General features: G+C 66.5%; 7 protein-coding genes. 3 read left to right on the top strand and 4 right to left on the bottom strand.

Translation table 11 applies throughout. The features are described from left to right. Nucleotides 1-156: 156 nt before the first annotated feature. The 4 genes from lpdA to aceE all read right to left on the bottom strand — a co-directional run bounded on the left by lpdA (nucleotide 157) and on the right by aceE (nucleotide 7290). A complete protein-coding gene (gene lpdA, locus AC1DP9_RS04745) occupies nucleotides 157-1977 on the bottom strand; it encodes a dihydrolipoyl dehydrogenase (RefSeq protein ID WP_477106747.1) in 1821 nt (606 codons plus the stop codon). Nucleotides 1978-2016: 39 nt separating this feature from the next. Continuing rightward, nucleotides 2017-2676 carry an Ntn hydrolase family protein gene (locus tag AC1DP9_RS04750; protein ID WP_092292849.1) on the bottom strand — a complete coding sequence of 220 codons (660 nt, stop codon included), beginning with the start codon at nucleotides 2674-2676 and terminating at the stop codon, nucleotides 2017-2019. A gap of 72 nt (nucleotides 2677-2748) precedes the next feature. Further along, nucleotides 2749-4422, bottom strand: a complete 1674-nt coding sequence (gene aceF / locus AC1DP9_RS04755; protein ID WP_477106748.1) for a dihydrolipoyllysine-residue acetyltransferase — start codon at nucleotides 4420-4422, stop codon at nucleotides 2749-2751. Between the two features lie 180 nt (nucleotides 4423-4602). Continuing rightward, nucleotides 4603-7290, bottom strand: coding sequence for a pyruvate dehydrogenase (acetyl-transferring), homodimeric type (gene aceE / locus AC1DP9_RS04760; protein WP_092292845.1), 2688 nt, complete (start codon nucleotides 7288-7290; stop codon nucleotides 4603-4605). A 328-nt stretch (nucleotides 7291-7618) separates the two neighbouring features. On the opposite strand from aceE, the gene AC1DP9_RS04765 reads away from it, so the two are divergent. The 3 genes from AC1DP9_RS04765 (at nucleotide 7619) to folD (ending at nucleotide 12163) form a co-directional block, all read left to right on the top strand. Further along, nucleotides 7619-10249, top strand: coding sequence for a PAS domain S-box protein (locus tag AC1DP9_RS04765; protein WP_454756947.1), 2631 nt, complete (start codon nucleotides 7619-7621; stop codon nucleotides 10247-10249). A gap of 165 nt (nucleotides 10250-10414) precedes the next feature. Beyond that, nucleotides 10415-11047, top strand: a complete 633-nt coding sequence (locus AC1DP9_RS04770; RefSeq protein WP_092292841.1) for a response regulator transcription factor — start codon at nucleotides 10415-10417, stop codon at nucleotides 11045-11047. 261 nt (nucleotides 11048-11308) lie between these two features. Next, nucleotides 11309-12163: a bifunctional methylenetetrahydrofolate dehydrogenase/methenyltetrahydrofolate cyclohydrolase FolD gene (gene folD / locus AC1DP9_RS04775; RefSeq protein ID WP_092292837.1), complete on the top strand. Its 855-nt coding sequence runs from the start codon at nucleotides 11309-11311 to the stop codon at nucleotides 12161-12163. Nucleotides 12164-12277: the final 114 nt, after the last annotated feature.

Genomic DNA, 12277 nt, shown 5'->3' on the forward strand with positions numbered 1-12277 from the left:
GGCCCCGGGAGCGCCATGCCGGATAGACAACCCCTCTGCTACCAGCCCTACCCGCTTGCGGCAGGCAGTCGGCGGCCCTTTCTGGCGGTTAATTGCTAAATGTCGATCCAAAAGAAAACCCGCCATCGCGGCGGGTTTTCTCGTTGCGCCCGAAGCTTAGCGCTTGCGCGGCGGCGGCACGTCCGTGCAGACGCCTTCGTAGATCTCGGCAGCCATGCCGATCGACTCGCCCAGCGTCGGGTGCGGGTGAATCGTCTTGCCGATATCCACGGCGTCGGCGCCCATCTCGATGGCCAGGCACACTTCGCTGATCAGGTCGCCCGCATGGGTGCCCACGATACCGCCGCCGATGATTCGGTGCGTTTCCTCGTCGAAGATCAGCTTGGTGAAGCCCTCGTCGCGGCCATTGGCGATGGCGCGGCCCGAGGCGGCCCACGGGAACGTGCCCTTACCGTACTTGATGCCCTGCGCCTTGCACTGCTCCTCGGTCAGGCCGGCCCAGGCCACTTCCGGATCGGTGTAGGCCACCGACGGGATCTGCTTGACGTCGAAGTACGCCTTCTCGCCATGCGCGGCTTCGGCAGCCACGTGTGCCTCGTGCACCGCCTTGTGGGCGAGCATCGGCTGGCCGACGATGTCGCCGATGGCGAAGATATGCGGCACGTTCGTGCGGAGCTGATTATCGACCTCGATAAAGCCGCGGTCCGTCACCGTCACGCCAGCCTTCTCGGCGCCGATCTTCTTGCCGTTCGGCACACGGCCGACGGACACCAGCACCAGGTCGTAGCGCTGCGGTTCGGCCGGCGCGGCCTCGCCCTCGAACTTCACGTAGATGCCATCCGGCTTGGCTTCCACGCCCACCGTCTTGGTCTTCAGCATCACGTTGTCGAAGCGATGCTTGTTCATCTTGTCCCAGACCTTGACGAGGTCGCGATCCGCGCCCTGCATCAGGCCGTCGAGCATTTCCACCACGTCGATGCGCGCGCCGAGCGTGCTGTACACCGTGGCCATTTCCAGCCCGATGATGCCGCCGCCAATCACCAGCATCTTGTTGGGGATGTCCGGCAGTTCCAGCGCGCCAGTCGAATCGACAATGCGCGGGTCCTCCGGCACGAACGGCAGCTTCACAGCCTGGCTGCCGGCGGCAATGATCGCCTTCTCGAAGCGGATCACCGTCTTCTTGCCGGTCGGGGCCTTGGCGTCACCTTCGGTTTCTTGCACTTCGAGGTGATGCGGATCCAGGAACGTGCCGATGCCACGCACCACCTGCACCTTGCGGGCCTTGGCCATGCCGGCCAGGCCGCCGGTCAGCTTGCCGACCACGGTTTCCTTGTAGTGGCGCAGGCCGTCCAGGTCGATCTTGGCTTCGCCGAACAGGATGCCGTGCGCGGCCAGCGCCTTGGCTTCGTCGATCACGGCCACGTTGTGCAGCAGCGCCTTCGACGGGATGCAGCCCACGTTCAGGCAGACGCCGCCGAGCGAGCCGTAGCGCTCCACCAGCACGGTGTTCATGCCGAGGTCCGCCGAGCGGAACGCGGCCGAGTAGCCGCCGGGGCCGGCGCCGAGCACGAGCATGTCGCACTGGATGTCGGCGCTGCCCGCATGCGTGGCGGCGGCCGGCGCCGGGGCCGGAGCGGCCTTCGGTGCAGCGGCGGCAGCGGGGGCGGCAGCGGGGGCGGCAGCGGGGGCAGCAGCCGGTGCGGGGGCGGCGGCAGGTGCCGGGGCAGCGGCAGCAGCGGCGCCGGCTTCCACGGTGCAGATCACCGTGCCCTTGGCCACCTTGTCGCCCACCTTGACCTTCAAGTCCACGATCTTGCCGGCCGACGACGACGGCACGTCCATGCTGGCCTTGTCGGACTCCAGCACGATCAGCGACTGCTCTTCCTCGACCGTATCGCCGGCCTTGACCAGTACTTCGATCACTTCCACCGCGTCGAAATCGCCGATATCCGGCACCTTGACTTCGATCACACTCATGCTTTTCCTCCTGGGATGCGCGCCCTGCCCGCCTGGGGCTCAGGCCGCGCCGTCGTTGTTGGTTGCCGCCCCGCCATCCGCGCCGTTCTCACCGTTTGAACCATCCGGTACCGGCGCGGGTGCCGGCTGCGCCTGCAGCCGCACGGTATGCACGTCGATGGGACCTGCCGAACTCTTGTCGAACTCCACGCCTGCGTCCACGCCGATCCGCGCGATCTCCCCGGCGCCGATGCCGGGCCGGTCGTAGACCGCGTGCATGGCCCCGAGCGCATAGTTGCGCCCCGAGCCAATGCCCCAGAACCGGTCGAACGCGAACACCTCGCGGTAGGAATAGACGCCGAAGATGCCGCCCGGATTGGCGATCAGGCAGACGATCTGCGACGACTCGTAAGGATCGTCCTCGTCTTCCTTGGTGTTGATGAAGTACTCGGTCTTGAGCTTTTCATGCACCTTGAGGAAGGTCCGGAACACGTCGTCGCGGGTCAGCAGCCGGCATTCGTCGCCCATGCCGGTCAGCAGCGCCCGCATCACCGGAAAGTGCGCGGTGGTGCCGGCCAGCGCGACGAAGCTCTCGCCCACCGGAAACACCTTCTGGTTCCGCTCGTAGGCACGCGACAGCCGCGTGTCGCCGAACGTGACCAGCGCGTCTGCCGCGATGGCTACCTCGGCGCCCTTCCTTACGACTACGCATGTCGTCATGGTTCGCCCCTTGCAGTTCGTACAGGCCCGCGCGCCGGCAACCGAGGCCGCCGGCGCGCGCGTGGGCCGTGCTTACAGCAGAATCCGGCGGAAGTCCGCCAGCAGCTGGGCGAAGTACGTGTTGAAGCGGGCCGCCTCGGCGCCGTCGATGACGCGGTGGTCCCACGACAGCGACAGCGGCAGCGTCAGGCGCGGCGCGAACTGCTTGCCGTCCCAGACCGGCTTCATGTACGACTTGCACACGCCCATGATGGCCACTTCCGGCGCGTTGATGATCGGCGTGAAGTAGGTGCCGCCCAGGCCGCCCAGCGACGAGATCGAGAAGCAGCCACCCTGCATCTGGTCCGGCTTCAGCTTGCCGTCGCGCGCCAGCTTGGCGAGTTCGCCCATTTCCTGGCTGATCTCGAGCACGCCCTTGCGGTCCGCGTTCTTGATGACCGGCACGACCAGGCCGTTCGGGGTGTCCGCCGCGAAGCCGATGTTGAAGTACTTCTTCAGCACCAGGTTGTCGCCGTCCAGCGAGGCATTGAAGTTCGGGAACTTCTTCAGCGCCGCCACGGTGGCCTTGATCATGAAGGCCAGCATGGTCACCTTGACGCCCGACTTCTCGTTTTCCTTGTTCAGCTGAACGCGGAAGGCTTCGAGGTCGGTGATGTCCGCTTCGTCGCAGTTCGTGACGTGCGGGATCATGACCCAGTTGCGATGCAGGTTGGCGCCCGAGATCTTCTTGATGCGCGAAAGCGGCTTGTTCTCCACTTCGCCAAAGCGCGTGAAGTCCACCTTCGGCCACGGCAGCAGGTCCAGGCCGACGCCCGAGCCACCAGCGACAGCCGCTGCGGCCGGCGCGGCGGTCGAGCCGCTCATCACGCCCTTGACGAAGCCCTGCACGTCTTCCTGCGTGATACGGCCCTTCGGACCGGTACCGGGCACGCGCGACACTTCCACGCCCAGTTCACGCGCGAACTTGCGCACGGACGGGCTGGCGTGGGCGGCCTTGCCGGTCACGCCCTGGGCGGCCGGGGCGGGTGCCGAGCTGGCCGGGGCGGGAGCCGGCGCCGAAGCCGCGGCGGGCGTCGGGGCCGGGGCAGCAGCAGCCGGGGCCGGAGCCGGGGCGGCGGCCGGAGCCGCCGCAGCGCCGGCAGCGCCAGCGGCTTCCAGCACCACGATCAGCGTGCCTTCGGCCACGTTGTCGCCCACCTTGATCTTGATTTCCTTGACGGTGCCGGCCTGCGGGCTCGGCACGTCCATGGTCGCCTTGTCCGATTCCAGCGTGACCAGCGCGTCTTCCGCGTTGATCGTGTCGCCCACCTTCACGTGGATGTCGATCACCGGCACGGCGTCGTAGTCGCCGATGTCCGGCACCTTGACTTCCACGATACCGCCACCGCCGGCAGCCGGCGCAGGCGCCGGGGCCGCTGCGGGCGCGGGTGCGGGGGCCGGAGCCGCCGCGGGAGCGGGTGCCGGGGCGGCGGCCGGAGCCGGGGCAGGCGCGGCGGCGCCGGCACCTGCCGGCTCCAGCATCACCAGCACCGAGCCTTCGGCCACGTTGTCGCCCACCTTGATGCGGACTTCCTTGACGGTGCCGGCCTGCGGGCTGGGCACGTCCATGGTCGCCTTGTCCGACTCCAGCGTCACCAGCGCGTCTTCCGCGTTGATGGTATCGCCCGGCTTCACGTGCACTTCGATGACGGGTACGGCGTCATAGTCGCCGATATCCGGCACCTTGATTTCAATCGCTTGACTCATTCAGTGTCTCTCCTGGGCAGCCGGCACTCGCGTCTACACACGACAAACGCTCGGCGAGGTTACTCTCGCCTCACGCTTCTGTCACGTTGCCACGCCGCAAGGCGCCGCCGGGCCAGCCGGGGGCGCCCGCGGCGCGGCGGGTGCCGCACTGCGGGGGGTTCAGGCGTGTAAGTCCGGGAATCAGACCGACATCGGGTTCGGCTTGCTCGGGTCGAGGTTGTACTTCTTGATCGCCTCGGCGACCTTTTCACGACCGATCGCGCCTTCGTCGGCCAGCGCCTTCAGCGCGGCCAGCGTGACCCAGTGGCGATCCACTTCGAAGAAGTGGCGCAGCTTCTCGCGGGTATCCGAGCGGCCGAAGCCGTCGGTGCCCAGCACCACATAGCGGCGCGGCACGAACGGACGGATCTGCTCGGCGAACGCGCGGATGTAGTCCGTGGAGGCGATGACCGGGCCGCGCACGCCCTTGAGCTTCTGGGCGACGAACGACTCGCGCGGCGTCTCGGTGGGGTGCAGCAGGTTGTGGCGCTCGGCGGCATTGCCTTCGCGGGCCAGCTCGGTGAAGCTCGGGCAGCTCCACAGGTCCGACTCGACGCCCCAGTCCTTCTTGAGCAGCTCGGCGGCGGCGATCACCTCGCGGAAGATCGTGCCCGAACCCAGCAGCTGCACGCGCGGCGCGTTGCTGTTCTCCACGCCCTTGCGGAACTGGTACATGCCCTGGACGATGTCGCGTTCCACGCCAGCCGGCATTTCCGGGTGCTCGTAGTTCTCGTTCATCACCGTCAGGTAGTAATAGACGTCTTCCTGTTCGGCGTACATGCGGCGCATGCCGTCCTGCATGATCACGGCCAGTTCGTACTGGAACGTCGGGTCATACGAGATGCAGTTCGGGATCACGGCGTGGAACACGTGCGAATGGCCGTCCTCGTGTTGCAGGCCCTCGCCGTTCAGCGTGGTCCGGCCCGAGGTACCGCCCAGCAGGAAGCCGCGCGAGCGCATGTCGGCAGCGGCCCAGCACAGGTCGCCGATACGCTGGATGCCGAACATCGAGTAGTAGATGTAGAACGGGATCATCTGCACGCCGTGCGTCGAGTACGACGTGGCGGCAGCAATCCAGTCGCACATGGCGCCGGCTTCGTTGATGCCTTCCTGCAGCACCTGGCCGGTCTGCGATTCCTTGTAGAACATCAGCTGGTCGTGATCCTGCGGCACGTACTTCTGGCCTTCCTGGTTCCAGATGCCGACCTGGCGGAACAGCCCTTCCATGCCGAACGTGCGCGACTCATCGGGCACGATGGGCACCACGTGCTTGCCAATCTTCTTGTCCTTGAGCAGCGTGTTCAGGATCCGCACGAAGGCCATGGTCGTGGAGACCTCGCGGCCTTCGCCGGTGGCCTTGAGCAGCGCGTCGAACGCGGCCAGCTCGGGCACCGGCAGCGCTTCCGCCTTCAGGCGGCGGCTGGGCAGGTAGCCGCCCAGTTCCATGCGGCGGGCGCGCATGTATTCGAGTTCCTTCGAGCCATCCTCGAAGGTCAGGTACGGCACGTCCTCGATCTTGTCGTCCGTCACCGGGATGTTGAACTGGTCGCGGAACTTGCGGATCGCGTCCACCGGCATCTTCTTCTGCTGGTGGGCCACGTTCATGGCCTGGCCGGCATCGCCCATGCCATAGCCCTTGATGGTCTTGGCCAGGATCAGCGTCGGCTGGCCCTTGTGCTCGCTGGCGGCCTTGTAGGCGGCGTAGATCTTGTGCGGGTCATGGCCGCCACGGTTCAGGCGCCAGATGTCGTCGTCGGACCAGTCGGCCACCATGGCCTTCAGCTCCGGCGTGTTGAAGAAGAACTCGCGCACGTAGGCGCCGTCCTTGGCCTTGAAGGTCTGGTACTCGCCGTCCACGCATTCCATCATGCGTTTCATCAGCAGGCCCTTGGTGTCGCGTGCCAGGAGCTGGTCCCAGCGGCTGCCCCAGACCACCTTGATCACGTTCCAGCCCGAACCGCGGAATTCCGATTCCAGTTCCTGGATGATCTTGCCGTTGCCGCGCACCGGACCGTCCAGGCGCTGCAGGTTGCAGTTGATCACGAAGACGAGGTTGTCCAGCTTCTCGCGGCCGGCCATGCCGATCGCGCCGAGCGATTCCGGCTCGTCGGTCTCGCCGTCACCCAGGAAGGCCCAGACCTTGCGGTCGCCGGCCTTGGCCAGGCCGCGGCTGTCCAGGTACTTCATGAAGCGCGCCTGGTAGATCGCCATGATCGGGCCCAGGCCCATCGAGACGGTCGGGAATTGCCAGAAGTCCGGCATCAGCCACGGGTGCGGGTAGGACGAGATGCCCTTGCCGTCCACTTCCTGGCGGAAGTTGTCGAGTTGCTCGGGGGTCAGGCGGCCCAGCAGGAAGGCGCGTGAGTACACGCCCGGCGCCGAGTGGCCCTGCACGAAGACGAGGTCGCCGCCGCTCTGCTCGGACGGGGCGCGCCAGAAGTGGTTGTAGCCGACGTCATAAAGCGTGGCGGCCGACGCGAACGACGAGATATGGCCGCCCACGTTGGTGTGCTTGTTGGCGCGCAGCACCATGGCCATCGCGTTCCAGCGCGTGTACGAGCGGATGCGGTGCTCGATATCCTGGTCGCCTGGAATGCGGGCCTGCTGCTCCACCGGAATGGTGTTGATGTACTGCGTCTCGGCGTGGAACGGCTGGGTCACGCCGTTCACGCGTGCGTATTCGATCTGCTTTTCGATCAGGAAAGCGGCACGTTCCGCACCTTCGGCCGCCAGCACGCCCTGCAGGGCATCCAGCCATTCATGCGTTTCCTGGGGATCGGCGTCGTTGGCGCTGCTCGCGCCGAGAATCTGCTCTGGTACGGCTGACATGAGACTGTCTCCTGGTGAATTCCTGGCGAGCGCACGAGATCCGCCCGCATTGTCTGGTCGAAGCGATTCTATGGAAGCACAGCAGAGGCTGACAAGCGAAATTTTCAGATTACGGATTCGTTTCTTATAATGTGAAATATTGCGGCGGTGCACCAGAGACCGCGCGCCGCAGCCGGGTGCCGCCCGAGCGCTGATCGGAAGCCGCTCCCTCGCCACCCCTGCCCGGGGCACGATCCGCGCAAACTTGAGCAGGTGCCGCATAGGCGCTTTCCCCAAGCGACGCACCGCAATAATCCCTATACACTGGCCGGTCAGCCGTCAATCCCTTATGCAGTTCCTCCAACGACTCCTCTCCGGCCTGCGCACGGCCATGCTTCCCCCAAATCCCTCCGGGGCCGTGACCCCGGCCACGGTGGAAGCGTCTGCCGCCGCGCACCATGCCGCCCAGCACGCGGCCCACGCCGGACGCGACGGCGATCCCCATGACGACGTGGCGCACGACGCCGCCGACGCCCACGAAGCCGACGGCCCCTTCGCCGCCGCGCCGCGCCGGCTCTGGTGGCTGCGCTGGCGCAACCTTGTGGCGACGAGCTGGTTCATGTTCATCCCGCTCGTGGCGATTGTGCTCTTCACCGTGGCGATGGGCGTCATCCTGTGGTCGCTGCACGAGACGGAGCGCCAGCAGCAGCGCGACGCCCTGTACCGCGACGCCGCCTGGGCGCAGCAGCGCGTGCGGCTCTCCCTGCTGAGCAACCAGGACCAGCTGGCCTCGCTGGCGCGCGACATCGCCGCCGCGCAGCTCGACCAGGGAGCCTATCGCACGGCCGCGCAGGAAATCTTGCGAGAGAACCCGGAAATCGTCTTTGTGAACTGGCTCGATGCCACGCGGCGCGGCCGCTGGTCGCTGCCGTCCACGTCGGAGTTTGCCGGTCGGTTGCGGGAGACCGTCGACCATCCGCTGGAGCCGGAAGTCCTCGACACCTTCGACGCCGCCCGCGAGACCCAGCGCGTGGTCTACTCCCGCCCGCTGATGAACGACCGCGGCGACAGCTTCATGCTGATGGAAGTGCCGATCGTGCGGGACAACGAGTTCCTCGGCACCCTCGGCGCGCTCTATTCGATCAACGGCATCCTGACCCACCTGCTGCCGCCCGAGCTGACGGAGCGCTACCGCTTCTCGCTCATCGACAAGAACAACCAGACGCGCGCGAGCACGTCGCTGCGGCCCGTGCCGGGCAATGCGCTGTCCTACGAAGTGCTGCTTGATCCACCTGGACACTCGCTCTCGCTGCGCGCGGATGCCTACCCGCCGCCATCGAACCTGCCCAACAACATGCTGCTGTGGCTGGTGGTGGGGCTGTCCTGCTTCCTGCTCTGGAGCCTGTGGAGCATGTGGCGGCACACCAGCCGCCGCTCCGAGGCGCAGCGCGCCCTGCTGGCCGAGACCTCGTTCCGCCGGGCGATGGAAAACTCGATGCTGATCGGCCTGCGCGCGCTCGACCTGAACGGCCGCATCACCTATGTGAATCCCGCCTTCTGCCGCATGACGGGCTGGTCCGAGGGCGCCCTGGTCGGCCGCGTGCCGCCGTTCCCCTACTGGCCGCCCAACGACCAGCAGGAGATGCAGAAGCAGATCGACCTGACGCTGCAGGGCAAGTCGCCCGCCACCGGCTACGAGATGCGCGTGATGCGCCGCGACGGCAGCAGCTTCTTCGCGCGGATGTACGTCTCGCCACTAGTAGACGGCCGGGGCCGCCATACGGGCTGGATGAGTTCGATGACGGACATCACCGAGCCCAAGCGCGCCCGCGAGGAACTGGCCGCCGCACACGACCGCTTCACGACCGTGCTGGAAAGCCTGGACGCCGCCGTGTCCGTGCTGGCCACCGACAAGGCCGAGCTGCTTTTCGCCAACCGCTATTACCGGCAGCTGTTCGGCTGGGAGGCCGAGGGGCACCTGAAACTGGCCGGCGACGACTTCGACCGCGAGCAGATGTCGAGCGACAACACTGACTTTGTCGACGCCTACGCCGGCCTGCCGGCCTCGGAGCTGATGCCGTATGCGTCCGACGCGCGCGAGGTCTTCGTGCCGGACATGCAGAAATGGTTCGAAGTGCGCCGCCGCTATATCCAGTGGGTGGACGGCCACCTGGCGCAGATGCAGATCGCCACCGACATCACGGTGCGCAAGGCCGCCGAGGAAATGGCGCGCCAGCACGAGGAACGGCTCCAGTTCACCAGCCGCCTGACCACGATGGGCGAGATGGCGTCGTCGCTGGCGCACGAACTGAACCAGCCGCTGGCGGCCATCAACAATTACTGCATGGGTGCCGTGGCGCGGCTCCATTCGGGGCGCAGCACGCCCGAAGAGCTGATTCCGGTGCTCGAAAAGACGTCGGCGCAGGCCGTGCGGGCGGGCACCATCATCAGCCGCATCCGGGGGTTCGTGAAGCGCAGCCAGCCGCAGCGGCGCGAGGCATCCCTCCACGATATCGTGGCGGACGCCGTGGGCCTGGCCGACCTGGAAGCCACGCGCCGCCGCGTGACCATCCTCACCCGCCTGCCCGCCCCCCCGCTGCTGCTGTACGTGGACCCGGTGCTGATCGAGCAGGTGCTGGTGAACCTGCTCAAGAACGCTGTGGAAGCCATGGCCGGGCTGCCTGCCATGCGCGCCGCCGGCGTGGTGCGCCTGCACGCGCGTATCGAGCCGGTGGAGTTCGGCCAGTGCGTCTGCATCGACGTGATCGACCAGGGCCCGGGCGTGGACGAAACCACCAAGGAGCGCCTGTTCGAGCCGTTCTTCAGCACCAAGTCCGACGGCATGGGCATGGGCCTGAACATCTGCCGCTCGATCATTGAATCCCACCAGGGCCGGCTCTGGGTGGAAAACAATGTGGACGGGATCGGCTGTACGTTTAAAATCACGCTGCCGCTGCAGCCTGCGCTCCCCGAGCAATAAGCCCGGGCACCCCGGCGAGACAGACGCGATGAGACCTTCCGCCGCGGGGCTTGGGTGGGTCGCCGCAGATCTGCCACTCGACCGGGTAGTGTTGCGCACGCCGCCAGACGGTTACACTTAGTTGCAAACGACTTGGTCGTTAACGAATTTGCCCCAGGAGACTTCATGACCGCAACGCCCAGTCCCACTCCGCATCGTGGCGAGACCGTGTTCATCGTCGATGACGATGAAGCCATGCGCGACTCGCTGACCTGGCTGCTGGAGGGCAATGGCTACCAGGTGCGCAGCTTCAACAGCGCCGAGCAGTTCCTGTCCGCCTACGATGCCGGCCAGGTGTCCTGCCTGATCCTGGACGTGCGCATGCCCGGCATGAGCGGCCCGGAACTGCAGGAACGCATGCTGGCCGAGCACATCGACATTCCCATCGTGTTCATCACCGGCCACGGCGACGTGCCGATGGCCGTGTCCACGATGAAGCGCGGCGCGATCGACTTCATCGAGAAGCCGTTCGACGAATCCGAGCTGCGCGCGCTGGTGGAGCGCATGCTCCAGAAGGCCCGCACGGACCATTCGGCCGCCCGCGAGCAGCGCGCCGCCAAGGACCTGCTGGGCAAGCTGACCACGCGCGAGCAGCAGGTGCTGGAGCGCATCGTGGCCGGCCGCCTGAACAAGCAGATCGCCGACGACCTGGGCATTTCCATCAAGACGGTGGAGGCGCACCGCGCCAACATCATGGAAAAGCTCAACGTGAACACCGTGGCGGATCTGCTGCGACTGGCACTGTCGCGCAACAGCTGATCGGCTGGATCGACGGGGAAAAAACGGCGCAAAGGCGCCGTTTTTTTATGGATCGTCGATCAGGAGGTTGGCGGAAAAAGTAATGCAAACAGCACAATCATGCCGAACTGGGTGTGCCACAAACTGTCCCGTCCGAGCAGCTTGCACCGCGCCAACTGCCCGCCGATGGGCGCCGAACCCTTATAATCCGGCTTTGTCCGCGACGCCGCCGCCCCGCGCGCGCCGCCTGCCCCGACTTCCCAGCCTCTCCCGCAGAATCCCATGCCCGCCCAACTGATCGACGGCAACGCCCTTGCCAAACAAATCCGTACCGAAGCCGCCCAGCGCGCCGCCCGCCTGACCGAGAAGGGTCACCAGCCCGGCCTCGCCGTGGTGCTTGTGGGCGAGGATTCCGCCAGCCAGGTCTATGTGCGCAACAAGGTCAAGGCTTGCGAGGACAACGGTTTCCATTCGTCGCTGGACCGCTATCCGGTCGATCTGTCCGAAGCCGACCTGCTGGCGCGCATCGACGAACTGAACGACGACCCGAAGATCCACGGCATCCTGGTGCAACTGCCGCTGCCGAAGCACATCGACAGCCACAAGGTGCTCGAAGCCATCGCCCCGGAAAAGGACGTGGATGGCTTCCACGTGGCCAACGCCGGCGCGCTGATGACCGGCGCCCCGTTGTTCCGCCCGTGCACGCCCTATGGGTGCATGAAGATGCTGGAATCGATCCAGTACCCGCTGCGCGGCGCGCGTGCCGTGGTGGTGGGCGCCTCGAACATCGTCGGCAAGCCGATGGCCATGCTGCTGCTCCAGGCCGGCGCAACCGTAACGATCTGCAACAGCAAGACGCGCGACCTGGCCGCCCATACGCGCGAGGCCGATGTGATCGTGGCCGCCGTGGGCCGCCGCAACATCATCACCGCCGATATGGTCAAGCCGGGCGCCGTGGTCATCGACGTCGGCATGAACCGTGACGATGCCGGCAAGCTGTGCGGCGACGTGGACTTCGCCGGCGTGCGCGAGGTGGCCGGCCACATCACCCCGGTGCCGGGCGGTGTGGGGCCGATGACGATCACGATGCTGCTGATCAACACCCTCGAAGCCGCCGAGCGCGAAGCCGGCCTGTAATCCGCCGGCCGCCGGGCCCCAATCGGCCCGATAGGAAAGTCGAACTGGAAATTTCCGCGCAGACGCCTCATCTTTGCACGTGTGAACGTATAAAGACCGAGGCTCGCCAACCGA

The organism is Cupriavidus sp. 01L43 (assembly GCF_056399925.1).